Annotated in this window: 27 protein-coding genes, 1 tRNA gene and 1 other RNA gene; 15 read left to right on the forward strand and 14 right to left on the reverse strand. The window is 71.3% G+C overall.

The window, feature by feature from the left end; genetic code table 11:
• Positions 1-47: 47 nt before the first annotated feature.
• On the forward strand, positions 48-323 hold the full coding sequence (locus P5G50_RS10390) for a DUF3039 domain-containing protein (protein WP_301209317.1): 276 nt from the start codon (positions 48-50) through the stop codon (positions 321-323).
• Between the two features lie 22 nt (positions 324-345).
• Here the strand turns inward: P5G50_RS10390 and P5G50_RS10395 are convergent, their stop codons facing one another.
• Entirely contained in the window at positions 346-1,656 is a 1,311-nt protein-coding gene (locus P5G50_RS10395; protein WP_301209315.1) for a nicotinate phosphoribosyltransferase, read from the reverse strand.
• 53 nt (positions 1,657-1,709) lie between these two features.
• Here P5G50_RS10395 and murI point away from each other — a divergent pair, with 53 nt between their 5' ends.
• From murI to P5G50_RS10415, 4 genes are all read left to right on the forward strand, one after another.
• A complete protein-coding gene (gene murI, locus P5G50_RS10400; protein WP_301209314.1) occupies positions 1,710-2,528 on the forward strand; it encodes a glutamate racemase in 819 nt (272 codons plus the stop codon).
• Positions 2,529-2,598: 70 nt separating this feature from the next.
• Positions 2,599-3,354, forward strand: a complete 756-nt coding sequence (gene rph / locus P5G50_RS10405; protein WP_301209312.1) for a ribonuclease PH — start codon at positions 2,599-2,601, stop codon at positions 3,352-3,354.
• A 5-nt stretch (positions 3,355-3,359) separates the two neighbouring features.
• A complete protein-coding gene (gene rdgB / locus P5G50_RS10410; RefSeq protein WP_301209311.1) occupies positions 3,360-3,965 on the forward strand; it encodes an RdgB/HAM1 family non-canonical purine NTP pyrophosphatase in 606 nt (201 codons plus the stop codon).
• 81 nt (positions 3,966-4,046) lie between these two features.
• Positions 4,047-4,949 (forward strand): cation diffusion facilitator family transporter, encoded by a 903-nt coding sequence (locus P5G50_RS10415; protein WP_301209309.1) that lies wholly within the window; start codon positions 4,047-4,049, stop codon positions 4,947-4,949.
• Positions 4,950-5,176: 227 nt separating this feature from the next.
• Here the strand turns inward: P5G50_RS10415 and P5G50_RS10420 are convergent, their stop codons facing one another.
• Positions 5,177-5,878, reverse strand: a complete 702-nt coding sequence (locus P5G50_RS10420) for a DedA family protein (RefSeq protein WP_301209308.1) — start codon at positions 5,876-5,878, stop codon at positions 5,177-5,179.
• A gap of 128 nt (positions 5,879-6,006) precedes the next feature.
• Between P5G50_RS10420 and P5G50_RS10425 the strand changes: the two genes are divergently transcribed.
• On the forward strand, positions 6,007-6,483 hold the full coding sequence (locus P5G50_RS10425) for an SRPBCC domain-containing protein (protein WP_301209307.1): 477 nt from the start codon (positions 6,007-6,009) through the stop codon (positions 6,481-6,483).
• A gap of 12 nt (positions 6,484-6,495) precedes the next feature.
• Here the strand turns inward: P5G50_RS10425 and P5G50_RS10430 are convergent.
• From P5G50_RS10430 to P5G50_RS10440, 3 genes are all read right to left on the reverse strand, one after another.
• Positions 6,496-6,575 (reverse strand) — tRNA-Leu (locus P5G50_RS10430).
• Positions 6,576-6,602: 27 nt separating this feature from the next.
• Positions 6,603-7,637 carry an LLM class flavin-dependent oxidoreductase gene (locus tag P5G50_RS10435; protein WP_301209305.1) on the reverse strand — a complete coding sequence of 345 codons (1,035 nt, stop codon included), beginning with the start codon at positions 7,635-7,637 and terminating at the stop codon, positions 6,603-6,605.
• 82 nt (positions 7,638-7,719) lie between these two features.
• The gene (locus P5G50_RS10440) at positions 7,720-8,997 is read right to left on the reverse strand and encodes an MFS transporter (protein WP_301209303.1); all 1,278 of its coding nucleotides are present in this window, start codon (positions 8,995-8,997) and stop codon (positions 7,720-7,722) included.
• A 113-nt stretch (positions 8,998-9,110) separates the two neighbouring features.
• Here P5G50_RS10440 and prfB point away from each other — a divergent pair, with 113 nt between their 5' ends.
• The 6 genes from prfB (at position 9,111) to P5G50_RS10470 (ending at position 14,377) form a co-directional block, all read left to right on the forward strand.
• Positions 9,111-10,229, forward strand: a complete 1,119-nt coding sequence (gene prfB / locus P5G50_RS10445; RefSeq protein WP_301209301.1) for a peptide chain release factor 2 — start codon at positions 9,111-9,113, stop codon at positions 10,227-10,229.
• An 80-nt stretch (positions 10,230-10,309) separates the two neighbouring features.
• Positions 10,310-11,440 (forward strand): cell division ATP-binding protein FtsE, encoded by a 1,131-nt coding sequence (gene ftsE / locus P5G50_RS10450; protein WP_301209300.1) that lies wholly within the window; start codon positions 10,310-10,312, stop codon positions 11,438-11,440.
• Positions 11,437-12,342, forward strand: a complete 906-nt coding sequence (ftsX, locus tag P5G50_RS10455) for a permease-like cell division protein FtsX (protein ID WP_301209298.1) — start codon at positions 11,437-11,439, stop codon at positions 12,340-12,342. Before ftsE ends, ftsX begins: the two co-directional genes overlap by 4 nt.
• 78 nt (positions 12,343-12,420) lie before the next feature.
• Positions 12,421-12,897 carry an SsrA-binding protein SmpB gene (gene smpB / locus P5G50_RS10460; RefSeq protein ID WP_301209296.1) on the forward strand — a complete coding sequence of 159 codons (477 nt, stop codon included), beginning with the start codon at positions 12,421-12,423 and terminating at the stop codon, positions 12,895-12,897.
• 68 nt (positions 12,898-12,965) lie between these two features.
• On the forward strand, positions 12,966-13,706 hold the full coding sequence (locus P5G50_RS10465; protein WP_301209295.1) for a tyrosine-protein phosphatase: 741 nt from the start codon (positions 12,966-12,968) through the stop codon (positions 13,704-13,706).
• 68 nt (positions 13,707-13,774) lie between these two features.
• Positions 13,775-14,377, forward strand: coding sequence for a DUF5666 domain-containing protein (locus P5G50_RS10470; protein WP_301209293.1), 603 nt, complete (start codon positions 13,775-13,777; stop codon positions 14,375-14,377).
• A 7-nt stretch (positions 14,378-14,384) separates the two neighbouring features.
• On the opposite strand, the gene P5G50_RS10475 is transcribed toward P5G50_RS10470, so the two are convergent.
• Positions 14,385-15,050, reverse strand: coding sequence for an SIMPL domain-containing protein (locus P5G50_RS10475; protein WP_301209291.1), 666 nt, complete (start codon positions 15,048-15,050; stop codon positions 14,385-14,387).
• A gap of 124 nt (positions 15,051-15,174) precedes the next feature.
• On the opposite strand from P5G50_RS10475, the gene ssrA reads away from it, so the two are divergent.
• Together ssrA and phoA are read left to right on the forward strand one after the other, a co-directional pair.
• Positions 15,175-15,570, forward strand: a transfer-messenger RNA (tmRNA) gene (ssrA, locus tag P5G50_RS10480).
• A 185-nt stretch (positions 15,571-15,755) separates the two neighbouring features.
• A complete protein-coding gene (gene phoA / locus P5G50_RS10485; RefSeq protein ID WP_301209290.1) occupies positions 15,756-17,687 on the forward strand; it encodes an alkaline phosphatase in 1,932 nt (643 codons plus the stop codon).
• A gap of 200 nt (positions 17,688-17,887) precedes the next feature.
• Here phoA and P5G50_RS10490 read toward each other — a convergent pair whose 3' ends face one another.
• Together P5G50_RS10490 and P5G50_RS10495 are read right to left on the reverse strand one after the other, a co-directional pair.
• The gene (locus P5G50_RS10490) at positions 17,888-18,754 is read right to left on the reverse strand and encodes an alpha/beta fold hydrolase (protein WP_301209288.1); all 867 of its coding nucleotides are present in this window, start codon (positions 18,752-18,754) and stop codon (positions 17,888-17,890) included.
• Between the two features lie 43 nt (positions 18,755-18,797).
• On the reverse strand, positions 18,798-19,874 hold the full coding sequence (locus tag P5G50_RS10495; protein WP_301209286.1) for an adenosine deaminase: 1,077 nt from the start codon (positions 19,872-19,874) through the stop codon (positions 18,798-18,800).
• Positions 19,875-19,970: 96 nt separating this feature from the next.
• On the opposite strand from P5G50_RS10495, the gene P5G50_RS10500 reads away from it, so the two are divergent.
• Positions 19,971-20,420 carry a DUF2809 domain-containing protein gene (locus P5G50_RS10500; protein WP_301209285.1) on the forward strand — a complete coding sequence of 150 codons (450 nt, stop codon included), beginning with the start codon at positions 19,971-19,973 and terminating at the stop codon, positions 20,418-20,420.
• Here P5G50_RS10500 and P5G50_RS10505 read toward each other — a convergent pair.
• The 6 genes from P5G50_RS10505 to P5G50_RS10530 form a co-directional block, all read right to left on the reverse strand.
• Positions 20,323-21,303, reverse strand: coding sequence for an NAD(P)H-quinone oxidoreductase (locus tag P5G50_RS10505; RefSeq protein ID WP_301209283.1), 981 nt, complete (start codon positions 21,301-21,303; stop codon positions 20,323-20,325). The two genes, P5G50_RS10500 and P5G50_RS10505, sit on opposite strands and share 98 nt — an antisense overlap.
• Complete coding sequence (locus tag P5G50_RS10510) at positions 21,303-22,544, reverse strand: ABC transporter permease (protein ID WP_301209280.1); 1,242 nt, start codon at positions 22,542-22,544, stop codon at positions 21,303-21,305. The genes P5G50_RS10505 and P5G50_RS10510 overlap by 1 nt, the downstream gene beginning before the upstream one ends.
• A 1-nt stretch (position 22,545) precedes the next feature.
• Positions 22,546-23,421 carry an ABC transporter ATP-binding protein gene (locus P5G50_RS10515; protein WP_301209451.1) on the reverse strand — a complete coding sequence of 292 codons (876 nt, stop codon included), beginning with the start codon at positions 23,419-23,421 and terminating at the stop codon, positions 22,546-22,548.
• A 102-nt stretch (positions 23,422-23,523) separates the two neighbouring features.
• Positions 23,524-23,754 (reverse strand): hypothetical protein, encoded by a 231-nt coding sequence (locus P5G50_RS10520; RefSeq protein ID WP_301209277.1) that lies wholly within the window; start codon positions 23,752-23,754, stop codon positions 23,524-23,526.
• 140 nt (positions 23,755-23,894) lie between these two features.
• Positions 23,895-24,524, reverse strand: coding sequence for a response regulator (locus P5G50_RS10525; RefSeq protein ID WP_301209274.1), 630 nt, complete (start codon positions 24,522-24,524; stop codon positions 23,895-23,897).
• Complete coding sequence (locus P5G50_RS10530; protein ID WP_301209271.1) at positions 24,521-25,771, reverse strand: sensor histidine kinase; 1,251 nt, start codon at positions 25,769-25,771, stop codon at positions 24,521-24,523. Before P5G50_RS10530 ends, P5G50_RS10525 begins: the two co-directional genes overlap by 4 nt.
• Between the last annotated feature and the right edge of the window lie 50 nt (positions 25,772-25,821).

The raw sequence follows: 25,821 nt of genomic DNA on the forward strand, positions 1-25,821 counted from the left end.
CTGCCCCGCCCCGACACGCCGTGCTGTCGCGCGTCTAGACTGGAGGCATGAACGACGCCAGCATCTCCGAGCCGGGTGGACTGCCCACCGGCGGCGGCTCGACCACGTTGGAGCGCGAGCTCCAGGAGCTGACGCAGGACTTCGACCCGGGCGACCACGACCGCTTCTCGCACTATGTGAAGAAGGAGCAGATCCTCGAGTCGGCCGTCACCGGCAAGCCCGTCAAGGCGCTGTGCGGCAAGAAGTGGACGCCCGGCCGCGACCCCGAGAAGTTCCCGGTCTGCCCCGCCTGCAAGGAGATCTACGAGTCGCTGACGGAGTGATCCGTCTCCGGGCGGGCGGTCGTCACGCGAAGATCGTCGGCAGCACCGGGTCGCCGCGGCCCAGCCGGAACGCCTCGTCGGGCAGCTCCCGCATCGCCGTGGCGCGGTGCTCGCGCGCCCGGCGCGTGCCCTCGACGCCCAGGTGCTCGCGGTGCACCTCGCCGTCGGTGATCAGGGGCACCAGGAGGTCGCGACCGTTGTCGTCGGGCGTCTCGCCCTCCTCGATGATGTGCACGACCTCCGCCACGGCCTCCCCGGCCCGGTCGAGCCGGCGCACGGGGTGCTTGCGTCCGCCGACGCTCGCCTTGCCGTCGGACTTCTTCGCGACGGGGATCCAGTCGCCCTCGCTGCCGCGCGGCCGGTGGGCGACGAGCTTGTAGACCATCCCGGAGGCGGGGGAGCCCGACCCGGTCACGACCGACGTGCCGACGCCGTACGAGTCGACGGGCGAGGCGGCCAGTGCAGCGATGGTGAACTCGTCGAGGTCGTTGGTCACGGTGATCTTCGTCTTCGTGGCTCCGAGGGAGTCGAGCTGCTCGCGCACCTGCCGGACCAGCTTGGGCAGGTCGCCGGAATCGAGCCGGATCGCGCCGAGCTCGGGACCGGCGACCTTCACGGCGGTCTCGATGCCCTTCTCGACGTCGAACGTGTCGACGAGCAGCGTGGTCCCGGGGCCGAGCGCGTCGACCTGGGCGCGGAACGCGTCCTCCTCGCTGTCGTGCAGGAGGGTGAAGGCGTGGGCCGCGGTGCCCATCGTCGGCACACCCCAGGTGCGGCCGGCCTCCAGGTTGGAGGTGGCGCTGAAGCCGGCGATGAAGGCCGCCCTCGCCGCGGCGACCGCGCTGTGCTCGTTGGCGCGCCGCGATCCCATCTCGGCGAGCGGACGCCCTCCCGCCGCGCTCACCATGCGGGCGGCGGCGGAGGCGACGGCCGAGTCGTAGTTGAAGACGCTGAGCAGCAGCGTCTCGAGGATGACGCCCTCGGCGAAGGGCGCGTCGACGATGAAGAACGGCGACCCCGGGAAGAAGACCTCGCCCTCCCGGTAGCCACGGATGGTCCCCGAGAACCGGTAGTCGGCGAGCCAGTCGATCGTCTCGTCGCGGACGACATGGTTGTCGCGCAGGTAGGCGAGCTCCTCGTCGCCGAACCGGAACCGCTCGATCAGCTCCAGCAGCCGCCCGGTGCCGGCGAGCACGCCGTAGCGGCGCCCGGCTGGCAGCCGGCGGGTGAACGCCTCGAACACGCACTCGCGGTCGTGCGTGCCCTTGAGCAGGGCGGCGTCGAGCATCGTGAGCTCGTAGCGGTCGGTCAACAGCGCGGAGGACTCGGTCACTGCTCCACCATAGCCGCGCCCCTCCCGGCCGGCGGGGGATAGGCTGGGATGCTGTGACGGATGCGCCGATCGGGATCTTCGACTCAGGGGTCGGCGGGCTCACCGTCGCCCGCGCGATCCGCGACCAGCTGCCCAACGAGTCGCTGCTCTACGTCGGCGACACGGCCCACTCGCCCTACGGGCCCAAGTCGATCGCGGACGTGCGGCGGTACTCGCTCGAGGTGCTCGACTTCTTGGTCGACCAGGGCGTGAAGCTGCTCGTGATCGCGTGCAACACGGCGTCCTCCGCGATGCTGAGGGACGCGCGCGAGCGGTACTCCGTTCCGGTCATCGAGGTCATCCAGCCGGCCGTGCGCCGAGCGGTGGCAGCGACCCGCACCGGCCGCGTCGGCGTGATCGGCACGGTCGGCACCATCGCCTCACGGGCGTACGAGGACGCCTTCGCCGCCGCTCCCACCCTCCAGCTGTTCACGCAGGCCTGCCCGCGGTTCGTGGAGTTCGTGGAGGCGGGCATCACGAGCGGTGATGAGGTGCTGCGCGTGACCGCCGAGTACCTGGAGCCGCTGCGCGCGGCCGACGTCGACACGCTCGTGCTGGGCTGCACGCACTACCCGTTCCTCAAGGGCGCGATCTCATACGTGATGGGGGAGGGCGTCTCGCTCGTCTCCAGCGACACCGAGACCGCCAAAGACGTCTACCGAACGCTCGTCGGCGGCGGCCTGGAGCGGCGCTCGTCCGCGCCTCCCACCATCCGCTACGAGGCCACCGGCTCCGACGCCGACAACTTCCTGCGCCTTGCGCACCGCTTCATCGGCCCGGAGGTCTCGAGAGTCGATCTGGTGACCACCGGCGTCATCGACCTGCCGCTCTGACCGCACCGCCACCGCACTCCACCGCAGCATCTTCGCCGCGCACCGCCCCACCCCCACCGAGGAGACGACCGTGACCGACACCACCCGCGCCGACGGGCGCACCGCCGACCAGCTGCGACCCGTGACCATCGAACGCGGCTGGAGCCGCCAGGCCGAGGGCTCGGCGCTGATCTCGTTCGGCAACACGCGCGTGCTCTGCACCGCCTCCTTCACCAACGGCGTGCCGCGCTGGATGGCCGGCAAGGGCCGCGGCTGGGTCACCGCCGAGTACGCCATGCTGCCGCGCTCCACCAACGAGCGCATGGACCGGGAGGCCGTCAAGGGCAAGGTGGGCGGCCGCACGCACGAGATCAGCCGGCTCATCGGCCGCAGCCTCCGCGCCGTCGTCGACATGAAGGCGCTCGGCGAGAACACGATCGTGCTGGACTGCGACGTGCTGCAGGCCGACGGCGGCACCCGCACCGCTGCGATCACCGGCGCTTACGTCGCCCTGGCCGACGCGCTGGAGTGGGGGAGGCAGAAGCGGTTCATCGGGCAGAAGGCCACGCCGCTGATCGACTCCGTCTCCGCCGTCTCGGTCGGCATCATCGACGGCACGCCCATGCTCGACCTGGCCTACGTCGAGGACGTGCGCGCCGAGACCGACATGAACGTCGTCGTCACGGGCCGCGGCCTGTTCGTGGAGGTGCAGGGCACGGCCGAGGGCGCGCCCTTCGACCGCAGCGAGCTGAACAACCTGCTCGACCTCGCCCTCGGCGGGACCGCGGAGCTGGCCGGCATCCAGCAGACGGCGCTCGCCTCGTCCGCGTTGGGCATCGAGGGCTGACGCCGATGGTCCGCGTCGTCCTCGCCACGCACAACCCGCACAAGGCGCGGGAGTTCCAGCAGATCCTGGGCGACGCCGTTCCCGGGCTCGAGATCGTCGCCTACGACGGTCCAGAGCCGGTCGAGGACGGCGTCACGTTCGAGGAGAACGCCCTGATCAAGGCGCGTGCGGCGGCGGCGCACACGGGCCTCCCGGTGCTGGCGGACGACTCCGGCATCTGCGTGGACGCGATGGGAGGCGCGCCCGGCATCTTCTCGGCGCGCTGGGCGGGGCGGCACGGCGACGCGGAGGCGAACCTGCGCCTCCTGCTCGACCAGCTCGCCGAGCTGCCGGAGGCGTCGCGCGGCGCCCACTTCACGGCGACGCTCGCGCTCGTCGTGCCCGGGCAGGAGCCGACGGTCGTGCAGGGAGTCTGGCCGGGGCGGATCGCGCTGGAGGCGCGTGGCGAGCACGGGCACGGCTACGACCCGATCTTCGTGCCGGAGGGGCACGACGTGACGGCGGCGCAGCTCCCGTCCGAGGCCAAGAACGCCGAGAGCCACCGGGCGCGCGCGTTCGCGGCGATCGTGCCGGCGCTGCGCGGGTTGGCCGAGCGGGCCGCCGGGGTATGAGAGCGGCGCTGAGAACGGCACTCATTCCCATCTAGGTCGTGGGCCTGGCGGGGCGGCCGACTTCTATCTACCGTAGAAGTAATGAGTCACTCCCACGGCCATGAGGCCAACCGCAACCGGCTGCTGATCGCGATCGCGATCGTCGCGGCCGTGCTCGTCGTGGAGGTCGTGGGCGCCTGGCTGAGCGGGTCGCTGGCGCTGCTCGCCGACGCCGGGCACATGCTGAGCGACGGCACGGGCCTCGTGATCGCGCTCATGGCGACGATCGTGGCGGCGCGGCCGGCGACCGACCGGCAGACCTTCGGCTTCCGGCGCGCGGAGGTGTTCGGCGCGCTGATCAACGGGCTCATCCTCGTGGCGGTGGCCGTCGGCGTGGCGATCGGCGCGGTCTCGCGGCTGATGTCGGGGGAGGCGGAGGTGCACAGCCTCCCGATGCTGGTCGTCGCGGTGATCGGTCTGCTGGCGAACCTGGTGGCGCTGCTGGTGCTCCGCCCCTCCGCAGGGCACTCGATCAACATGCGCGGCGCCTACCTGGAGGTGCTGGGCGACCTGATCGGGTCGGCGCTGGTGATCGCCGCCGCGCTGGTCATCCTCACCACGGGCTTCCTCCCGGCGGACGCGATCGCGTCGCTGGCGATCGCGGCGCTGATCCTGCCGCGGGCGTTCGTGCTGCTGCGCGACGTGGTGCACGTGCTGAGCGAGTCGGCGCCGGCCGACACCGATGTCGCGGAGATCCGCCGTCACATCCTCGGGACGCCGGGTGTGGTCGCCGTGCACGACGTGCACGTGTGGGCTATCACGTCGGGCGCGCCGGTGTTCACGGCGCACGTGGTGGTGGAGCCGCGAGTGTTCCGCTCGGGCGAGACCGGCCGCCTCCTCGACGACCTCTCGGGGTGCCTTGCGAAGCACTTCGACGTGGAGCACTCGACGTTCCAGCTCGAACCCGCCGAGCATGCCGCCCACGAGGACGAGCTGCACCGCTAGCGGTGCTGCCGCCGCGTCGGCAACTCCGGAGGATCGGCCCGACACGCCGCTGCGCTGCCGGTAACTCCGGAAGGCGGAGCCGCGATTCGGGCGGCCTCCGGAGTTGCGCGCGACGGCCGGGGTGTCCGCAACTCCGGAGGATCGGAGCGGGACGCGGCCCGGTTCCGGAGGAACGGGCCCGGCAGCGGCGCGTCGCGCGGCGCCTCCGGAGATGCCGACGACGCGGCTCAGATGTCGGGGGTCGGCGTGGGGTGCGCGGCGGCGGCCTCGGCCGCGCGCTTGCGCTTCGCCTTGCGGAGCGACTGGAAGTAGTGGAACAGCGTCGGCACCAGCGTGATGACGACCGCGCCGATCAGGATGATGTCGATGTAGTTCGAGACGAAGGTCGCGACCGGCGGGATGTAGCCGATCAGATAGCCGAACAGAGTCAGGCCGGCGCCCCAGAGCAGCGCGCCCATCGCGTTGTAGAGCGAGTACTTGCGGTAGTTCATGTGGCCGACGCCCGCGGCGACCGGCGCGAAGGTGCGCACGATCGGGACGAAGCGGGCGAGGATAATCGCCAGCGCGCCGAACCGCTCGAAGAAGGCGTTGGTGCGGCGCACGTTCTCGACGCTGAACAGCCCGCTCTCCTTGCGTTCGAAGATGCGGGGCCCGGCCTTATGGCCGATCAGATACCCGACTTCGCCGCCGAGGAACGCCGCGAAGGCGATCGCGAGGCACACCCACCAGATGTCGACGCCGAACACCAGCGAGGTGTGCGTCAGCAGGCCCGAGATGACGAGCAGCGTGTCGCCCGGGAGCAGGAAGCCGACCAGCAGACCCGTCTCGGAGAAGATGATCCCGCAGACGACGAGCAGGGCCCACGGGCCCGCGGCCGAGATGATGGTCTCGGGGTCGAGCCAGGGGATGAGGCCGGCGTGGTGGATCACGTGTCTCCAGAGGGGTTCGGGGCGATGCTGCCGAGTCTAGCGGCGCTAAGCTGCGCGCTCCGTGAAAAATCCGCGGCATGCGTGAAGATCATCCTGTGGTCTGACACCGAGAACGCTGGGAGGCGCCGATGACCGGAGAGCTGCACGAGACCTTCACCGTCACCAGTCGGCTGGAGGCACCGCCCGAGCGGGTGTTCGCCGCCTTCGCCGACGACGCCGTGCGTCGGCGCTGGTTCCGCCTGCCCGGTCGGTCGCCCGAGTACCGGCACCTCTTCGCGGTCGGCGGAGGGGAGGAGGCGCACAGCACCTTCACGCATCCCGACGGCAGCACCGAGAGCCTCCGGTACCGCTCGCGCTACCTCGACATCGTGCCGGCGCGGCGCATCGTGTTCGGCTACGAGTCGTCGGTGGACGACGTGCTGCGCTGGACCTCCCTGGTCACCGTGCTCCTCGCGCCGGACGGCGACGGCACGACGCTCGACTGGATCGAGCAGGTCGCGTTCCTCGAGCGGACGGGCGACGGGAGCGCCGACCTGCCGCACCTGCGCGGCGGCACGATCCTGCGCCTCAACGGGCTGCCGGCGGCTCTCGACGGGGCCGCCTGAGCGGCGGCGCAGTGCGGGAGAAGGGACTCGAACCCTCACGCCGAAGCACAGGAACCTAAATCCTGCGTGTCTGCCAGTTTCACCACTCCCGCGGCGCGCTGAGCACGGCTGCAGCGCGGCTACGACAATAGCTCATGCACGCGCGGCGCCACCTGCGTGCCGTAGAGCTCGATCGCCCGCATGAGGTGGTCGTGACCCAGCGTGCCGTTGCTGATCTTGAGGTCGAACCGCGACAGGCCGAGGCCGCGGGCGGCGTAGGCGATCTTGGTCGCGACGGTCTCGGGCGAGCCGACGAACAGCGCGCCGTCCGGTCCCGCCTCGTGCTCGAACCGGGCGCGGGAGGCCGGCGGCCAGCCGCGCTCGGCGCCGATGCGGTTGGTCATCGCCTCCCAGTGCGGCCAGAGCAGGTCCTTCGCCTCGTCGTCGGTCGCGGCGATGAAGCCGGGGGAGTGGACGCCGATCGGGAGGGTCGCGTCCTGCTCGAACTGGTCGAGCGCCTTGCGGTACAGCTCGGCGAGCGGCTGGAAGCGCATCGGGCCGCCGCCGATGATCGCGAGCATCAGGGGGAGGCCGTAGTGCGCGGCGCGGATCACCGACTCGGGGCTGCCGCCGACGCCGATCCAGGTCTTCAGGAGGCCGTGCTCCAGGTGCGGGAAGACCGACTGCCCGTCGAGCGACGGCCGCAGCGACCCCTCCCAGGTGACGGGCTGCTGCTTGCGGACCTCGGCGAACAGGTTGAGCTTCTCCTCGAAGAGCTCCTCGTACTGGGCGAGGTCGAAGCCGAACAGCGGGAACGACTCGATGAACGAGCCGCGGCCCAGGATGACCTCCGCCCGGCCGCCCGAGACGCCGTCGAGCGTCGCGAAGCGCTGGAAGACGCGCACCGGGTCGTCGGAGCTCAGCACGGTGACCGCGGAGCCGAGGTGGATGTGCTCCGTGCGGCCGGCGATCGCGGCGAGCACGACCTCCGGCGCGGACACGGCGAAGTCCTTGCGGTGGTGCTCGCCGACGCCGATGAAGTCGAGGCCGACCTGGTCGGCCAGCACGCCCTCCTCGACGACGTTGCGCAGCACCTGCGCGTGCGGCAGCGGCGCGCCGTCCGCGTCGAGCGTCACGTCGCCGAAGGTGTCGATGCCGAGTTCGAGCGCGGCCATGGTGAGTCCTCCCGTCGGTGCGCCCAGTGTATGCGAACGCATGGAGATGAACCTCCTCCGCGCGGAGGCTATTCCGGCAGCGCTACTCGCTGACGGGCAGGGGCTGCGGCCGCCGCGGCACGTAGCGCGGGATGTACCGGCCGAGCAGAGCGGCCCCGACCAGTCCGAGCGCGCCCATGACGCCGCTCGCGAAGGCGATCGAGACGAGCGCGGTCAGCAGCGACACCACCAGTGGTGCGACCGCCTGCCCGGCGTCGCCGGCGAACCGCCAGGCGCCGAGGAAGGCCGCCGGGCTCTCCTTCGGGGCGAGGTCGGCGCCGAGCGTCATGATGATGCCCGAGCCGATGCCGTTGGCGACCGCCAGGAAGATCGAGACCGCGATGTACCAGGCGACCCGGGCGTCGAGGTCGTGGGAGAACGCCAGCACGAGGAAGCCCGTGCCGAGCCCGATCATCGACGGGATGGCGCTCCACATCCGGCCGAACCGGTCCATGATCTGCCCGCTCGCGTAGAACAGGGCGAAGTCGACCGCGCCGGCGATGCCGATGATCAGCGCCGTGTTCGACTCGCTCAGACCGATGGAGACCGCCCACAGCGGCAGGAGCACGGTGCGTGCCGAGCGGACCGCGGCGACCAGCGAGACGCCTCCGCCCATCCGCGCCAGCACGGCCCGGAACGACCAGATCGTGCGGAACAGGCCGTGCGTGCGCTCCTCGGCCTCCTCCTCGCCCGCGGTGACGAGCGCGCCGGAGGCGTCGGCGGTCCGCGGACTCGGTCCGAACATCCGCTCGGGGTCCGGCAGTGCCAGCAGCACGATGACGGACCCGAGGCAGCTGACGATGAAGATCCAGAACACCGACTGCGTCGAGCCGGTCAGCGCGATCACGGCCGAGGCGATCAGCGGCCCGACGAACCAGCCGGCCCGGAACACGCCGCCCAGCGTCGACAGCGCCCGCGCGCGGTAGCGCGGCGGCACGTACGTGGTCATGAAGGCATGACGCGCGAGCGCGAACACCGCGGTCGAGAGCCCGACGACGAAGATGCCGGCCGTCAGCACCCAGTAGTTCGGCGCGAGGAGGCACACCACGACCCCGAGGATCGCGACGACGGCCGCGCCGATCATGGCGCGACGCTCGCCGATGCGCGACACGATCCACCCGCTCGGGATGTCGCCCGCCAGCTCGCCCAGCATGATCATCGACGCGATGAAGCCGGCCATCGCGAGCCCGGCGCCGAGGTTGCCCGCGGCGATCGGGATGATGGGGATGATCGCGCCCTCGCCGATCGAGAACAGCAGCGTGGGCAGGAACGCGGCCAGGGCGACGGAGCGGAAGCTGAAGGGGCGCTCGTCGGAAGTCATCTCGTTAACAGGCTACAACTTCCGTCGGAGGCGGCCCCGGCCTCCCCGCTGCCGGATCCCCGCTGCCGGCTCCCTGCTCACGCGGGGCGGCGGCCGGTAGGCTGGACGCCGACATGATCGAACTAGACCTCTCCCAGCAGATCGCCGACCTGCGCTCGACGCTCTCCGACATCAAGGCCGTCGTCGACGTCGACAAGCTGCGCGCCGACATCGCCGCCCTCAGCGAGCAGGCGGGCGCCCCCGACCTCTGGGACGACACCGCGAACGCGCAGAAGGTGACGAGCGCGCTCAGCCACCGCCAGTCCGAGCTCAACCGCATCACCTCCGTGGAGCAGCGCCTCGACGACCTGGAGGTGCTGGTCGAGCTGGCGAACGAGGGCGACGACGAGGAGTCGGCGGCCGAGGCCCGCACCGAGCTCGAGGCCCTGCAGAAGACGCTCGGCGACCTCGAGGTGCAGACCCTGCTGAGCGGCGAGTACGACGAGCGGTCCGCCATCGTCACGATCCGCTCCGGCGCCGGCGGCGACGACGCCACCGACTTCGCCGAGATGCTGCTGCGCATGTACCTCCGCTGGGCCGAGCAGCACAAGTACCCGGTGAAGGTGATGGACACCTCCTACGCCGAGGGCGCCGGCATCAAGTCGGCGACCTTCGAGGTCGACGTGCCGTACGCCTTCGGCACGCTGTCGGTGGAGGCCGGAACGCACCGCCTCGCCCGCATCAGCCCGTTCGGCTCTGCCGACAAGCGCCAGACGTCGTTCGCGGCGGTCGAGGTCATCCCGCTCATGGAGGAGGCGACCGAGGTCGACATCCCCGAGGGCGACATCCGCGTCGACGTCTTCCGGTCCTCCGGTCCGGGCGGCCAGTCGGTCAACACCACCGACTCCGCGGTGCGCATCACGCACCTCCCGACCGGGATCGTCGTCTCGATGCAGAACGAGAAGTCGCAGATCCAGAACCGCGCCGCCGCCATGCGCGTGCTGCAGACGCGCCTCCTGCTGCTCCAGAAGGAGGAGGAGGCCGCCAAGAAGAAGGAGCTCGCCGGCACCATCACCGCGAGCTGGGGCGACCAGATGCGCTCCTACTTCCTCTACGGCCAGCAGCTCGTGAAGGACCTTCGGACCGGCTACGAGTCCGGCAACCCGCAGACCGTCTTCGACGGCGACCTCGACGGCTTCATCGCGGCGGGCATCCGCTGGCGCGCCGGAAGCAAAGCCGAGGCTCAGGCGTAGTCCACCCGACGCTCAGGCTTGACCGCGCCTGGCATGTCGCGGTGCCGGTTGCGCCGGATCGTGTCTAGTCTCTAGACGTCATGATCCGGTTCGAACACGTATCCAAGCAGTATTCGGGCACCACGCGTCCGGCGCTGAACGGCATCAACCTCGAAGTGCTGCGCGGAGAGTTCGTCTTCCTCGTCGGCGCCTCGGGGTCGGGCAAGTCCAGCTGCCTGCGCCTCATCCTCAAAGAGGAGAAGCCGTCCAAGGGCAAGATCCACGTGCTGGGTCAGGACCTCGGCACGATCTCGTCGCGCAAGGTGCCGTACTTCCGCCGCAACATCGGCGTCGTCTTCCAGGACTTCCGCCTGCTGCCCAACAAGACGGTGTTCCAGAACGTCGCCTTCACGCTGCAGGTGATCGGCAAGTCCCGCGGCTTCATCCAGGAGGCCGTCCCGGACGTGCTGAAGATGGTGGGCCTCGAGGGCAAGGAGCAGCGCCTCCCGAACGAGCTCTCCGGCGGTGAGCAGCAGCGTGTCGCGATCGCGCGCGCCGTGGTCAACAAGCCGCAGATCCTCCTCGCCGACGAGCCGACCGGAAACCTCGATCCCGCGACCAGCGCCGGCATCATGGCGGTGCTCGAGCGCATCAACGCCGGAGGCACCACGGTGCTCATGGCCACGCACGAGGCCGCGATCGTCGACCAGATGAAGCGGCGCGTGATCGAGCTGGTCGGCGGCCAGATCATCCGCGACGAGCGCCACGGCGGGTACGGCTTCACGGCCGCGATCCCGGTGGCGCAGGGTGCGCATGCCGCGCAGCCGGCTCCGCAGGCCGCGCCTGCTCCGCAGGCCGCGCCGGTTCCGGCCGGTGCAGCAGCGGCAGCCGCGGCGCAGCCGATGACGCGACCGCACGCTCCGACCGGCAACCCGACCGGACCGGTGTCCGCGCCGCAGCCGGTGCAGCAGCAGCCCGTCCAGCCGCAGCCGGTCCAGCAGCAGCCGGTCCAGCAGCAGCCGCAGCCCGCGCAGCACCAGCCGGCTCCTGCGCCGCAGCCGGTGCCCGACCGCTACCCGGCGCCCGTGCAGTTCGCGACGGCGCCCGTGCCTCCGGCCCCGGCCTCCGAGGAGCTGCCGGAGCACCTCAACTTCACCGCGAACCTCGACCTGCGCGGACTCCGCGACGGCGACGACCGCGACGGCGAGCAGAATGTGGGGCCGACGAAATGAGATTCGGGCTCATCTGGTCGGAGGTCGCCAACGGCCTCCGCCGCAACCTCTCGATGGTCGTCTCGGTCGTCCTCGTGACCTTCATCTCGCTGACCTTCGTCGGTACCGCCGTGCTGCTGCAGCTGCAGATCGGCCAGATGAAGACCTACTGGTACGACCGCGCCCAGGTGGCGGTGTACATGTGCACCGAGACCGACAACTGCCAGGGCGGCGCCGCGACCGAGCAGACGATCGCCGCCGTCAAGAAGCAGCTGGAGTCGCCGGAGCTGTCGCCGTACATCCAGAAGTTCTACTTCCAGGACCAGCAGCAGGGCTACGAGCAGTTCCAGCAGCAGTTCAAGGGCAACCAGATCGCCGACTTCGTCACGCCGGAGATGATCCCGCAGACGTTCTGGGTCAACCTGAAGGACCCGAACAACTCCGCGGTGCTCACCGAGACGCTCTCCGGCGCCGCCGGCGTGCAGAGCGTCGTCGACCAGCGCAGCTACCTGGACCAGATCTTCAGCATCCTGAACGCCGCGAGTCTCACGGCCATCGGGATAGCCGTGATCATGCTCGTGGCCGCGGTGCTGCTGATCGCGACGACGATCCGGCTCTCCGCCTTCTCGCGCCGCAGGGAGATCGGGATCATGCGGCTGGTGGGCGCCTCCAACCGCTTCATCCAGACCCCCTTCATCATCGAGGGCGTGATCGCCGCGCTGATCGGCTCGGTGCTCTCGTGCGTGGTGATAGCGCTGCTCGTGCAGTTCTTCGTGCGCGACTTCCTCGGCAACCGCATCCAATCGATCAACTTCGTGTCGATGGAGCAGGCCTGGCTCGTGATCCCGGTGCTGATCGTGATCGGCGTCGTGCTCGCCGCCGCGAGCGCGAACTTCGCGATCAAGCGGTATCTGAAGGTCTGATCCGCACTGCGCTAGACTGGTCTGCTGCCCGGCCGCGTGCCGGGCGGCATCCCGTCGTCTGATCGTGAGGAGTGAGCCGTGCCCAAGGAGAAGGGGCAGAAGGTGGTCGCCACCAACCGCCGCGCCCGTCACGACTACCTCATCGAGGACACCTTCGAGGCGGGGCTCGTGCTGACCGGCACCGAGGTGAAGTCGCTGCGGCTCGGCCGAGCGTCGCTCGTCGACGGGTACGGGTTCATCGACGGCGGGGAGGCGTGGCTCGATGCCGTGCACATCCCCGAGTACGCCGACGGCACCTGGAACAACCACGCGCCGCGGCGCAAGCGCAAGCTGCTGCTGCACAAGCCTCAGATCCTGAAGATCGAGAGCAAGGTCAAGCAGGGCGGCTACACGATCGTCCCGCTGCAGATCTACTTCAACGACGGCCGGGCGAAGGTCGAGATCGCGGTCGCGAAGGGCAAGCGCGAGTACGACAAGCGGCAGGCGCTGCGCGAGCGGCAAGACAAGCGCGAGGCGGAGCGCGCGATGTCGAGCCGCAAGCACCTGGGGGAGTGACCGGCCGCACCGGGCGCCGGGCGCCGGCCGCTGAGCGGCGCGTCGGCCGTGGGTGACAGACTGAGGCCATGACGACTCCGGCCTCCCGCATCCCGGTCAACGGCACGTACAACTTCCGCGACATCGGCGGCTACCCGGCCGACGGCGGCGCGACCCGCACCGGCAAGTTGTACCGCTCCGACGGGCTCGCCCGGCTCGGGGAGGAGGGGCGCGAGGCCCTGCGCGAGCGCCGCATCCGCGTCGTCATCGACCTGCGCGACGACTTCGAGGTCCGGGCACTGCCCGACGACCTCGACGGTCTCGACGTCACCGTGCTGCGGCTGCCGGTCTTCGAGGGCTCCGGAGCCTCCGCCTCCACGATCGGCGCCACGCTCGTCGACCTCTACGAGAAGATCGTGCTGCAGCACCGCGACGTCGTCGTGCGCGCCCTGCGGGAGATCGCCGACACCGGCGACGAGGCCGTCGTCGTGCACTGCACCGCAGGCAAGGACCGCACCGGCATGGTCGTCGCCCTCGCGCTCCTCGCCGTGGGCGTCGACCGCGAGACCGTGATCGCCGACTACGCGGCCACCCAGGCCAACCTCGACGGGCCGTGGCTGGAGGGCATGGTGGCGCTGATCCGCTCGCACGGCGTCGAGGTGACCCCCGACCTCCGCATCATCCTCGGCGGCAGCCCGCCGGAGGCGCTGGAGGCGGTGCTCGACCTGATCGACCGCGAGCACGGCGGCGTGCGCGAGTACCTGCTCGACGCCGGAATGGACGAGTTGGAGCTCGCCAAGCTGCGCTCGGTGCTGGTGCAGCCCGCCTGAACCGGCTCACACCCGATCCATAACGATCTGGCAGCCCGGATTCGGCGAGTCGGTGCTTGCATGAGTTCATGGACGAGAACGAGGCGAGGGAGCCGGCCGAGAGGGTCGCGCCGGCCGAGCAGCCGGCCGCGCCGGCTGAGCAGCCGCCCGTGCAGCCGGTCGTGCGCGAGCCGTTCTACAGGCGGCACGGGCTGGCGTTCGCCATCTCGACGCTCGTCCTTGGCCTGATCGTGCTGTTCGGCGCGGTCGGCGTGGGCGCCTTCACGGTCGCGACCGTCGCCTCCCACTCCGGTCCGGTGATGTCGTGGCTGAACCGGCTCGACCACGGGGAGCGCGGAGACCGCCCCGGCAAAGCGCAGCCTCCCCGCGAATCGGGCCCGCAACGAGGGCTCGTGCAGGGCACGATCGACTCCGTCTCGGGGTCGACCTGGAAGCTCACTGCGGATAACGGGCGCACGCTCACGGTGAAGCTCACCTCCTCCACGCGCTTCGGCCACCCCGGCGCCGAGGGAGGCTCCGCCTCCGACTTCGCGAAGGGCGACGAGGTGATCGTGGTCGGCACGCGCGAGGGCTCGACCGTCACCGCCACCCGGGTGCTGCGGCTCGCGGACTTCCCGCTGCGACCGCCGTCGACGCCCGGTCCGCCGGCGACGCCGGGTTCCGGTCTGTAGAGGTGGCTCAGGAGGCGGCGAACCGCGCGTGCACCTGCACAGCGATCGTCAGGTCCTCCGGCTTGAGGGCGAGCGTCGCACCTCCCAGATCGGCGGCGGCCCGGGCGAACATGGGCTGCGGAGGCTGCGGGGGAGCGGCGCCGTCGCCGAGCATGCCAGGGTCGCTGAGCGCGACGGGACGCACCGACGACAGGCCGAGGCTGGTGGCGTACACCGTGGCCTTGGCGACGGCGTTCTCGACGGCGCGGCGACGGGCCTCCTGCGTGAGCGACTGCCGCCTGGCCTCCGTGAGACCCCACGTCACCCCCTCCACCTGGACGCCGTCGAGGAGCGACACGACGCCGACCCAGTCGGAGAGTGCGCCCAGCTCGCCGAAGACGGCCTCGACGCCCACCTGGGCGTGGAAGACGACAGGGAGGCGGCGCCCCTCCTGGTTCCAGGGCCGCTCGCCCCAGACACGGAGGCTGTCGGACGACCACTGCGCGACCGGGCCGGAGGTGCCTTCCTGGAGATCGCGGAGCTCACGCGCGAGCTGCTGATGACGCTGCGTGGCGAGGGCGAGCGTCTCCTCCCTGTCCTCGCCGTCGTAGGCGACGAGGAGGCGCACCGTGCCGCGCTCCGCCGGGTGCCGCAGCTCGTACTCGCCCTGGACGGTGATGATGGTGTCGGCCATGCCCCGATGCTGGCATAGAAGTGGGGGCCGTGGTGTTATAGAATGAGAAGCTCGCCGGAGACGGCGACCAGCACCTCCACAACTCAACAGCGCGTGACTGCGACCCGGCCATCAGGCCGCGCATGGGGATGATCGGTTTCGACATTGTCTGCGTGACTGTGAGAAGCGGGTCGAGGATGCATGCTTATCTCGTTAACGATGCATGCGAAAAAATAAGTGCCAATTCCAAGAGCACTGTCTCGGCCAAGGCCGACTTCGCCCTCGCGGCGTAAGTTCACCTCCGCCATTTAGAGAGACCGTCAGACCGGGAATCGTCTCCTACCCGGATCCTGGCGTCAGCTAGGGGACTTGCTTCTGCGTTGAGCATCAGGGCGCAGAGGGACTTCCACTGATACTGGGCCCGTCGGATCAGGTGCCAGCGACAAGATCCGGGGCCGAGAACACGTCTGCACTGGCTACGCCCGTAGAAGGCACATGACCACAGCAGTGGACGGGGGTTCGATTCCCCCCATCTCCACCATCAGGTCGCGTCACGCGATGTTCGAGGCGAGGGCCTCCTCCGGTTGCGGGGGAGGCCCTCGTCATTTCGGAGCAGGCGTGCGCGCCCCTGAGGATGTTCACATCGTCGCCGACCCCCGTTCACGGGGGGTTCATGGCGCACCGGTGGGCTGTGGGGCGTTCCCTCTTCGAAAGGATCACCTCACCATGTCCTTCTCCTCCTCCCGTCGGCGCGGCGGCGTGCTGGCGCTGGCGGCGGCCTCCGGGCTGCTCGCGGCGGCGCTGATCCCGTCGGCCGCCCTCGCGGCTCCGTCCGACAACGGCGGCGCGACCCGCGACCAGCAGGACTCGACGGCCGCCCTGCGCGCGTCGATCGTGAACGGCCCGGCCAAGAACGTCATCCTCCTCATCGGCGACGGCATGGGCGACAGCGAGATCACCGTCGCGCGCAACTACCAGTACGGCGCAGGCGGGATGCTGCCGGGCATCGACGCCCTGCCGCTCACCGGCCAGTACACGACCTACTCGCTGTACAAGGACGGCGCCAACAAGGGCAAGCCGGACTACGTGCCCGACTCGGCCGCCACCGGCACCGCGTGGTCGACCGGCACCAAGACCTACGACAATGCGGTCGGCGTCGACATCGACGGCAAGCCGCACGCCACGCTGCTGGAGCTGGCCCGCGCCAACGGCCTCCGGACCGGCAACGTCAGCACCGCGGAGATCCAGGACGCGACACCGGCCGTCGAGGTCGCGCACGTCGGCGCGCGCTCCTGCTACGGCCCCGACAGCGCCACCTGCGGCACCGACGCGCTCGACAAGGGCGGTCTCGGCTCCATCAGCGAGCAGCTGCTCGACGCGCGCGCCGACGTGACGCTGGGTGGAGGCTCCACCTCCTTCGGCCAGACCGCCAAGGCCGGTCAGTGGCAGGGCAAGACGCTGTTCCAGCAGGCGGCGGACCGCGGCTACCAGGTCGTCGGGGACGCCGCGGGCCTCGACGGCGTCACCGAGGCGGACCAGGACAAGCCGCTGCTCGGCCTGTTCACGCCCGGCAACTTCCCGACCCGGTACGCGCCGACCACTGCGACCGTCGGCGGTGCCGACCAGGCACCGGTCACCTGCCAGCCGAACGCCGACCGCCTCGACACGAAGCTCTCGCTCGCGTCGCTGACGAACAAGGCCATCTCGCTGCTCGACAAGCCCAGCGGCGACGGCTTCTTCCTGCAGGTGGAGGGTGCGAGCATCGACAAGCAGGACCACTCGGCCAACGCGTGCGGCCAGATCGGCGAGACCGTCGACCTCGACGAGGCCGTGCAGGCCGCCCTCGCCTTCGCTAAGAAGGACGGCAACACGCTCGTCATCGTGACCGCCGACCACGCCCACACCAGCCAGATCGTCGACTCCACCCCGCCGGCCACGCTCAGCACCGCGCTGACCACGGCCGACGGCACGGTCATGAAGGTGGCTTACGGCACCGCGGCGGCCGGCGGCTCGCAGCAGCACACCGGCGCCCAGCTCCGCATCGCCGGCTACGGGCCCGGTGCGGCGAACGTGGTCGGCCTCACCGACCAGACCGACACCTTCTTCACCATCGCGAACGCCTTGCAGCTGGAGCGCAGCTACGCGAAGCTCAGCGCGGGCGCGAAGGCGACCCCGTCGGCGACGTCGGTCAAGCCGGGCCAGGAGTTCACGGTGGCGCTCAGCGGCTGGGCCGGCGACCGCCAGGTGAACGGCGTGGTGCAGTCCGACCCGGTGACGCTGCCGCGCACCGACGTCCTGAGCGGCGGCGCCACCATCACGGTGACGGCCCCGCAGGAGACGGGCCAGCACACGGTGACGCTCACCGGCGCGCAGAGCGCGGTGCAGGTCGTGGTGCCGTTCGAGGTCACGGCCGACGGCGCTCCGTCGGGCCAGACCCCTGGCGGTGCGGGCGGCGGCGCGGCGGGCGGCGCGGGCGGCTCCGGCGGCTCGGGTGCGGCGGGCGACCCCGCGGTGGTGGCCGGCACGGCCGTGAACGCGCTCGCCTCGACCGGCTCGGTGGTCGCGCCGATCGTGGTGGTGGCGCTCGCGCTGCTGCTCGGCGGCTCCCTGCTCTGGACGCGTGGGCGCCGGAGCGTGAGCGGAGTGTCGCGCGGCTGATGCGCGTGGACCGGTGATCGCGCCGGGATGCAGGGGCGGGCGCCTCGTGAGGGATCGCGGGGCGCCCGCTCGGTCGTCACGAGTGGCAGCGTGGATGGCGTCTTCGCCGGCCTGCCGGGGTGGGATCGGGGCGGCGGCGCTCAGGTCTCCGCAGGGGCGCCGTCCCGCTGGGCCGCCGTCGGTGAGCCGGGCGGCGGCGATCAGGTCGGCGCGGGGGCACCGTCCCGCTGGCCCAGCGCCCAGTCGAGCCCCGTGCCGAGGGCGGTGAGCACCGACACGTGACCCTCGCGGGGGCGCAGCCACAGCTCGGCGGTGGGGAGGCGCTCGAGCTGGCGGTGGGCGTGGAGGGGCGGGACGACGCGGTCGCGGCCGCCCTGGACCAGGAGGACCGGGGCGGTGATCGCGGACAGGTCGGCTCCCCACGGGGTGATGTAAGCAACGTCGTCGTCGGCCTCGCCGTCGGGGCCGGCGGCAGAGCCGGCCTGCGCGTCGGCGCCCAGCGCGCGCCACGGGCCGTCGAGGGCCGCGTAGTCGCGGTCGATGAAGCTGTTCGGGTCGAACTCGGCCGTCTGCGCGTGGGCGAGGCGGGCGTCGCGGCCGAGCAGGGCGCTCCCGGTGCCGCTCGGGTCGGCCATGCCGGCGAACCAGTCCGGGGTGCCGTCGTACGGGGCGATGCCGGCCAGCACCAGCACCGCGGTCACGCGCTCCGGCGCCAGGGCGGCGCAGGCGAGGGCGTGCGGGCCGCCTCCGGACGCACCGGCGGTGATCAGGCGGTCGACGCCGAGGGCTTCGAGGACCGTCAGCGCGTCGCGGGCGGCGTCCGCCACGCTGCGGCCCGGCAGGGGCGTCGAGCCCGGGTAGCCGGGGCGGGCGCACGAGACCACGCGGAGGCCGCGGGCGGCCGCGGCCTGCGCGACCGGCTCGATGACGGCTCCGGTCTGCGGGGTGCCGTGGTGCCACAGCAGCACCGGGGCGCCGGCCGGGCCACCGGTATCGAACCAGCGGACGTCGCGGCCGTCGGGGGTGCGGAGGCTGCCCGCGGTCGCGGGTTCCGGCTGTGCGTTCATCCGTGCTCCCGTTCCTGCCCCGCCAGCGCGGCCGCCTCCACTCTCATCCCCGCCACGCCTCCAGCTCGCGACGCAGCTCCGCCTTGCGGGCATCGGAGGCGAAGGAGGCGTCGATCGAGGTGCGGGCGTACGCCTCGGCCTGGGCGCTGGTCAGGCCGAGGGTGTCGCGGACCGCGATGAAGTTGTCGGCGATGTAGCCGCCGAAGTAGGCGGGGTCGTCGGAATTGATGGTGACCGCGACTCCGGCCTCCGCCAGGCTGTGCAGCGGGTGGAGCGCGAGGTCGGGGGTCGCCTGGAGGCGCTGATTCGAGAGCGGGCACACCGTGAGCGGGATGCGGTCGCGGGCGAGGCGTTCGATCAGGGCCGGGTCGTCGAGGGAGCGGATGCCGTGGTCGATGCGCTCAGCGCCCAGGAGGTCGAGGGCCTCGACGACGTAGCCGGCCGGGCCCTCCTCTCCTGCGTGGGCGACGGCGTGCAGCCCTTCTGCGCGCGCCCGGGCGAAGACGTCCTGGAAGAGCGACGGCGGATAGCCGACCTCGGCCGAGTCGAGGCCGACGCCCAGCAGGCGCTCGCGACGGGTCAGCGCCGCGCTCAGCGTGCGGTCGGCCGACGCGACCGGCTGGTCGCGCAGGAAGCAGAGGATCAACCCGCCGCTGATGCCGAGGTCGCGCTCGGCCTCGTCCAGGGCGCCGCCGATGCCGTCGATCACCGTCTCGATCGGCACGCCGCGTGCGGTGTGCGCCTGCGGGTCGAAGAACAGCTCGGCGTGCCGCACGCCCTGCTCGGACGCGCGGCGCAGGTAGTGGCGGGTCAGCTCGGCGAAGTCGTCCTCGGTCTGCAGCACCGCCATCGTCGCGTAGTACAGGTCGAGGAACGACTGCAGGTCCGCGAAGTCGTAGGCGGCTGCGAGCTCGTCGACCGACGCGAACGGCAGCGCCACCCCGTTGCGAGCGGCCAGCTCGAAGGCGAGCTCCGGCTCCAGCGTGCCCTCGATGTGCAGGTGCAGCTCGGCCTTCGGCAGCGCCCGGAGCGCGTCGTCGGACGGCGAGGAGGCGGAGAAGGCAGAGAAAGCGGAGGAAGCGCGGGAGGGGGAGGAGGCGGGCGCGGTGCTGTCGGTCATGCGTTCGATCCTGCCAGCTGCGCCCGCGCCGTGACCCGCCGATCGTCATTCTGTGGAGGGACGCGCGTCTCCACAGGCGGCGGCTAGCCTGCGGGGATGCGATCCCGACGCGCCGCCATCGCCATCGCCGCCGCCGTCACCGTCGCGGCCGGTCTGCTGGTGCACGCCACGACGACCGGGGAGCCGGGAGGGGCGATCGGCGATGCGCTCTACGCGGCGCTCGCGTACCTCCTCGTCGCCCTGATCGCTCCACGGCTGCGTCCGGCGATCGCGGCCGGCATCGCGGTCGCCGGCTGCGCGGCCGTCGAACTGCTGCAGCTCACGCCGCTGCCGGCGCGGCTGGCGGAGGTCGCACCTCCCGTCGCCCTGGTGCTCGGCACGACCTTCCAGGCCGCCGACTTGGCCTTCTACGCCCTGGGCGCGGCGGCTGCCGCGGCCGCGGACGCATTCAGTCGACGCGCAGCAGGATCTTCCCGAGGTGCGCGGACGACTCCATCCTCCGGTGCGCCTGCGCGGCGTCCGCCAGCGGGAACACGGAGTCGATGACCGGGCGCACCCGGCCCTCGGCGAGCAGCGGCCATACGTGCTCGCGTACGCCGGCGATGACGGCCCGCCTCTCCTCCAGCGGCCGGGCGCGCAGCGTCGTGCCCCAGAGCCGCGCCCGCTTGCGCATCAGCAGCCCGATGTCGAGGGAAGCCGGGGTGCGGTCCCTGGTCGCGATCGCCATGATCCGGCCGCCGGTGGCGAGCGCGTCGAGGTCGCGCGCGATGTAGGAGCCGCCCACGATGTCGAGCACGACGTCGACACCGCGGCCGTCGGTGAAGGCGAGCGCCGCCTCCACGAAATCCTGCGTGCGGTACTCGACGGCGGCGTCGGCGCCGAGACCGCGGCAGAACTCCGCCTTCTCGGGGCTGCCGGCGGTGGCGATCACGTTCGCTCCGAACGCGCGGCCCAACTGCACCGCCATGCTGCCGATGCCGCTCGACCCGCCGTGGACGAGCAGCGTCTCGCCCGCGGCGAGGCCGGCGAGCTGGAAGACGTTGGACCATACGGTCGCGACGACCTCGGGGAGGCCGGCGGCCTCCACCAGCTCCACCGAGGAGGGGACCGGCAGTACGAGCCCGGCGTCGACCGTCACCAGCTCCGCGTAGCCGCCGCCGGGCAGCAGCGCGCAGACGCGGTCGCCGACCCGCCAGCCCGTGACCTCGGTGCCGAGCGCGTCGATCGTGCCCGACACCTCCAGCCCCGGCCATTCCGGCGCGCCGGGAGGCGACGGGTAGAAGCCGCGGCGCTGGCTGAGGTCGGCGCCGTTGAGACCGGCGGCGGCCACGCGGATGCGCACCTCGCCGGGCGCGGGTGTCGGGTCGTCGACAACGGCCTCCTGCAGCATCTCCGGGCCGCCCGGCCGGGCGACGACGATGGCGCGCATCAGGCGGCGCGCTCGGGAGCGGTGGAGCGGCGGCCGAGCACGTCGCGGATGCGCACCTTGCTGGAGTACTCGATCGACCCGTAGCGGAACAGCCGCACCGCCAGCCGCAGCACGATCACGGCCAGCACGAACAGCTCCACGATGATGATGATCGCCTGCCACAGGGGCAGCGAGCCGAACGCGTTCAGCAGGAGTGCCGTGATCGGCGCCGTGTACGGGAAGAACGCGAGGATCTGCACGATCGGCGACTGCGGCGAGCTGATCGCGAAGCCGGAGGCGTACAGCGGGATCACCACGGCGAAGATCACGACCGAGAACACCGGGGCCGCGTCCTTCGCGGTCGGCATCACGGCTCCCACCGCCACCAGGGTGCCGGTGAACAGCGCGAACCCGCCGACCAGGATCAGGGCGCCCACGATCATCTTCTGCGGATCGAACACCAGTCCGCTGAGGTCGAAATCCGGGATGTTCAACTGGTCGCGGAAGAACAGGTACCCGATCAGCACCGGCAGGGCGAACGCCGCGATCTGGATCAACCCGATCAGGAACAGCGACACCACCTTGCCGATCAGCAGGTTCGTCGGGTTGATCGTGGTGAGGATCATCTCGGTGACGCGGTTCTCCTTCTCCTCGAGCGTGGAGTTCAGCATCTGGTTGCCGAGGAAGACGATGACCACGAAGAAGGCGGCGAGGAACACGAGCGCGGGCAGGATCGCCTCGAAGCCGGGCGCGACGGCACCGTCCTTGAACGTGGTCGTCGAGGTCTTCACGTCGCCCCGCAGCACGGCGACGTCGGTGGGCGAGTCGAGCTTCTGCTCCACGCTGGTGGAGAGGAGGCTCTCGGCGACGGCTGCATACCGGCTGTTCTGGAACAGGCCCGCGTCGGCGCCCCAGATCTTCACCTGCTCCGTCGCCGGGTCGGCCGGGTAGTCGAAGTAGGCGGTGGTGCCGCCGATCTGCACCTCCTCCACGCCCTCCGCGCTGCTCCCGATCGCGCTGCCGCCGTACTGCCGGGCGACGCCGGGGTCGATCAGGCCGGAGGCGTCGGTGTAGAGGAACTCGAAGCGCGCGTTCTTCTGCTCGTCGGCGGTGTTCGAGGTGGAGACGTTCGACGCGACGATCAGCGCGCCGAGACCGAAGACGAGCAGCGGCAGGATGAGCGTGATCGCCCAGAACCGCTTCTTGGTCACCGTGCGGGTGAACTCGAAACCGATGACGGTGGAGAGGTTGTGCCTGGCCATGTCAGTCCTCCTGGCGGCTCTCGGCGCCGTAGACCTCGACGAAGATGTCGTCGAGCGACTTGCGGGTGGGGGAGAAGCGGGTGATGCCGGCCCCGCCCTCCACGAGCTCCCGGAGGATCGCGGCGGTGTCGGCACCGGCCGCTGGCTCGAGCTCGGCGTGCCCGGCGGCATCGGAGAGGACGCGGTAGGAGGCGGAGGCCGGAAGCGCGCCCTCGTGGTCGACGCGCACGATCGTGCCGCCGAACTGCTCCTGCACCTCGGGCACGGTGCCGTAGGCGCGCGAGACGCCGTCCTTCAGGAGGATGACGCGGTCGCAGAGGCGCTCCACCTCCTCCATCTGATGGGTGACCATCATCACGGTGGAGCCGGCGCGCTTCTGGTCGGCGATGATGTCCATGAGCAGCCGGCGGTTGACCGGGTCGAAGCCCTTGGTCGGCTCGTCGAGGATGAGCAGCTCGGGCTCGTTCATGATGGTGACGCCGAGCTGCACCTTCTGCTGCTGGCCGCCGGAGAGCTTGTCGAGCCGCACCTTCTCCTTGTCGCCGATGCCGACGCGCTCCAGATAGCTGCGCGACCACCGCCTGGCCTGCTCGGCGCCGAGCCCCTTCAGCCGGCCGAAGTAGACCATCACATCGATGACGGACTCCTTCTTGTACAGACCGCGCTCCTCCGGCAGGTAGCCGAGCCGCTCGCCCGCCTCGGGGCTGAACGGCCGGCCGTCGATGTGGAGGATGCCCGCGGTCGGCTGGTAGATACCGAGCAGTGCGCGGATCGTCGTCGTCTTGCCGGAGCCGTTGCTGCCGAGGAAGCCGAACGTCTCTCCGCGCGCGATGTCGAACGAGAGGTCGCGGATGACCGTGGTGCGGCCGAAATCCATGCGGAACCCGGCGATGTGGACGAGGGGATCGGTGGGGGCTGCTGCGCTCACACCGGCCAGCCTAGGGGAGGCCGGCGCGGCGGAGGGCTGACGCCCCGGGCCTCACGTGAAGAGCGCCCACTCCGCCCGCCGCAGCTGCGTCTCCTCCCCGCGGAGGCGGACGTACCAGGTGCCCTCGTCGCGGTGGTGGTACTCGGCCAGCAGCGTCGAATAGTGCCAGTCCCCGTGCTCGCAGGACCAGTGGACCAGCGAGATCAACTGGCCCTGCCGGAGATACGGGACGGCGCAGATGTCGTCGTTGCCCGCGCTGGTCGATGCGATGTCCGTGCTCATGCGTGCCCCTCCCTGCAACGCCCTGCTGCGGCTCGCGGTCGACCGGAGCCGAGTGGGGGAAAAATAACGCGGGGGCAAGCAGAATGGCTAGAGGGGTTTTCGCGTCTTCACAACTTTCGAAATCTGGGAACGTTTGCGCTTCACCGCACCAGCCCGTTCTCGTACGCGAACGCCACCAGCTGCACCCGGGAGACCAGGCCGAGCTTGGCGAGGATGCTGCGGATGTGCGACTTCACCGTCGCCTCGGCGATGAAGGCGGTGCGGCCGATGTCCGTGTTGCTCAGGCCGCGGGCGGCGAGGAGGAAGACCTCCTTCTCGCGCACCGACAGGGCGTCGATGGCCTCCGGGCGGCGGCGCGCCAGGGAGCGGAACAGCTCGCTGGTCGACTTCGGCGCGATCACCGCGTGGCCCTCGTGCACCGTGCGGACGGCGGCGAGAATGAAATCCGGCGTGGCGTCCTTGAGCAGGAAGCCGTCGGCGCCTGCGCGCAGCGCCGCTGCGACCGCCTCGTCGCGGTCGAACGTCGTGAGCACGACGATGCGTGGCGGGTCGGGGAGGCGGCGGAGCTCGGTCGTGGCGGCGATGCCATCCATGACGGGCATGCGGATGTCCATCAGGATGACGTCCGGACGTTCGGCGCGCACGAGGTCGAGGGCCTCGCGGCCGTCCGAGGCGGCGCCGGCGAACGCGAGGTCCCGCTGCGACTCGATCAGCATCTGCAGGCCGGAGCAGAACAGCGGCTGATCGTCGGCGACGGCGACGCGGATCACGCCTCCACCTCCTGACGGGTGCCGGCGGGAAGGTACGCCGTGATCAGGAAGCCGCCCGGCACGTCGTCGTCGGGCCCGGCGTCGAGCCAGCCTCCGGCGAGCCGCGCGCGCTCGCGCATGTTGATGATGCCGCGTCCGTGCGGGTTGGCGGGCGGGCTCGCCGGTGTGGCGGCGTCGTCCCTCGGGCGGGAAGCCAGCGAGAGCGCCAGCCCGTCGGCGCGCTGGTCGAGGGCGAGCCGGGCGGAGGCGCCGGGGCCGGCGTGCTTCAGCGCGTTGGTGAGCCCCTCCTGCACGATCCGGTAGGCCGCGAGCTGCTGGGCGGGGGTGAGGGCGGGAGGCGGGTCGGTCCTTGTGCTGTCGCTGTCGCTATCGCCGAACCGCTCCACCGTCAGGGCGAGACCGGAGGCGGACATGCGGCCGACGAGGTCGTCGAGGTCGCCCAGCCCGGGGTGGACAGGGCCCTCCGGCGACCCGACGAGCGTCTCGATCAGGACCCGCACCTCCGTGAGCGAGGAGCGGGCGGTGGAGGCGATGGTGGCGAGCGAGGGCGCCACCGCCGCCGGCCGCTCTTCGGCGAGCAGTCGGGCACCGTCCGCCTGGGCGAGGATGACCGACAGCGAGTGCGCCATGATGTCGTGCACGTCCTGCGCGATCCGCTCGCGCTCGGCGGTCACCATCGCCTCCGTCTCCGCGGCGCGCAGGTCGTCGACGGTCCGCGACAGCTCCCGCTCGATCGCGCGCGTCCGCGTCCACACGCCGATCAGGGTGCCGACCAGCCAGGCGACGGCGCCGGCGCTGCCGCAGAGGACGAAGAGGGCGGTGCGTGCTCCCGCGTCGCCCCGCGCGGCGCCGAACCACCAGGCGAGCAGCCCTGCGATCGAGACGCCGGCCCCGACCGCGAACGCCAGCGCGACGACGCGCCACCGGCCGCGGACCGACGCGGCGACGATCAGGACAACGATGCCGTACCCGAGGTACACCACCGGCTCGTCGAAGATGCCGCCGGGGAAGAGGAGCTGCCCGATCAGCACCGCGGTCCCGACGGCCATCGCGACGATCGGCTGCAGGCGGGAGACGCCGATCGCGATCGCCAGTAGCAGCAGCGCCGCCCAGAACGGCAGGGTCGAGCGCAGCATGCCGGGAAGGAGCTGATGGCGGCCGACGAGCGCCATCGCCCAGAACACGAAGAACAGGACGGCGATGGCGGGCTCGAACAACCACCGGCTGCGCAGGAGGAGCGTACTCATACGGCCACGGTAGGGGCAGGCGACGGGCCGTGTCCGCCGTCGCGGCGGGG

The organism is Leifsonia williamsii (assembly GCF_030433685.1).
In the GTDB taxonomy this organism is placed as follows: Bacteria; Actinomycetota; Actinomycetes; order Actinomycetales; family Microbacteriaceae; genus Leifsonia; species Leifsonia williamsii.

What these genes read in the sequence shown, in the direction of transcription:
- P5G50_RS10390 (WP_301209317.1), top strand. Translation starts at nt 48, where the DNA reads ATGAACGACGCCAGCATCTCCGAGCCGGGTGGACTGCCCACCGGCGGC.
- rdgB (WP_301209311.1), top strand. Translation starts at nt 3,360, where the DNA reads ATGGTCCGCGTCGTCCTCGCCACGCACAACCCGCACAAGGCGCGGGAG.
- P5G50_RS10415 (WP_301209309.1), top strand. Translation starts at nt 4,047, where the DNA reads ATGAGTCACTCCCACGGCCATGAGGCCAACCGCAACCGGCTGCTGATC.
- P5G50_RS10425 (WP_301209307.1), top strand. Translation starts at nt 6,007, where the DNA reads ATGACCGGAGAGCTGCACGAGACCTTCACCGTCACCAGTCGGCTGGAG.
- P5G50_RS10435 (WP_301209305.1), bottom strand. Translation starts at nt 7,637, where the DNA reads ATGGCCGCGCTCGAACTCGGCATCGACACCTTCGGCGACGTGACGCTC.
- P5G50_RS10440 (WP_301209303.1), bottom strand. Translation starts at nt 8,997, where the DNA reads ATGACTTCCGACGAGCGCCCCTTCAGCTTCCGCTCCGTCGCCCTGGCC.
- prfB (WP_301209301.1), top strand. Translation starts at nt 9,111, where the DNA reads ATGATCGAACTAGACCTCTCCCAGCAGATCGCCGACCTGCGCTCGACG.
- ftsE (WP_301209300.1), top strand. Translation starts at nt 10,310, where the DNA reads ATGATCCGGTTCGAACACGTATCCAAGCAGTATTCGGGCACCACGCGT.
- ftsX (WP_301209298.1), top strand. Translation starts at nt 11,437, where the DNA reads ATGAGATTCGGGCTCATCTGGTCGGAGGTCGCCAACGGCCTCCGCCGC.
- P5G50_RS10465 (WP_301209295.1), top strand. Translation starts at nt 12,966, where the DNA reads ATGACGACTCCGGCCTCCCGCATCCCGGTCAACGGCACGTACAACTTC.
- P5G50_RS10470 (WP_301209293.1), top strand. Translation starts at nt 13,775, where the DNA reads ATGGACGAGAACGAGGCGAGGGAGCCGGCCGAGAGGGTCGCGCCGGCC.
- P5G50_RS10475 (WP_301209291.1), bottom strand. Translation starts at nt 15,050, where the DNA reads ATGGCCGACACCATCATCACCGTCCAGGGCGAGTACGAGCTGCGGCAC.
- phoA (WP_301209290.1), top strand. Translation starts at nt 15,756, where the DNA reads ATGTCCTTCTCCTCCTCCCGTCGGCGCGGCGGCGTGCTGGCGCTGGCG.
- P5G50_RS10490 (WP_301209288.1), bottom strand. Translation starts at nt 18,754, where the DNA reads ATGAACGCACAGCCGGAACCCGCGACCGCGGGCAGCCTCCGCACCCCC.
- P5G50_RS10495 (WP_301209286.1), bottom strand. Translation starts at nt 19,874, where the DNA reads ATGACCGACAGCACCGCGCCCGCCTCCTCCCCCTCCCGCGCTTCCTCC.
- P5G50_RS10500 (WP_301209285.1), top strand. Translation starts at nt 19,971, where the DNA reads ATGCGATCCCGACGCGCCGCCATCGCCATCGCCGCCGCCGTCACCGTC.
- P5G50_RS10505 (WP_301209283.1), bottom strand. Translation starts at nt 21,303, where the DNA reads ATGCGCGCCATCGTCGTCGCCCGGCCGGGCGGCCCGGAGATGCTGCAG.
- P5G50_RS10510 (WP_301209280.1), bottom strand. Translation starts at nt 22,544, where the DNA reads ATGGCCAGGCACAACCTCTCCACCGTCATCGGTTTCGAGTTCACCCGC.
- P5G50_RS10515 (WP_301209451.1), bottom strand. Translation starts at nt 23,421, where the DNA reads ATGGATTTCGGCCGCACCACGGTCATCCGCGACCTCTCGTTCGACATC.
- P5G50_RS10520 (WP_301209277.1), bottom strand. Translation starts at nt 23,754, where the DNA reads ATGAGCACGGACATCGCATCGACCAGCGCGGGCAACGACGACATCTGC.
- P5G50_RS10530 (WP_301209271.1), bottom strand. Translation starts at nt 25,771, where the DNA reads ATGAGTACGCTCCTCCTGCGCAGCCGGTGGTTGTTCGAGCCCGCCATC.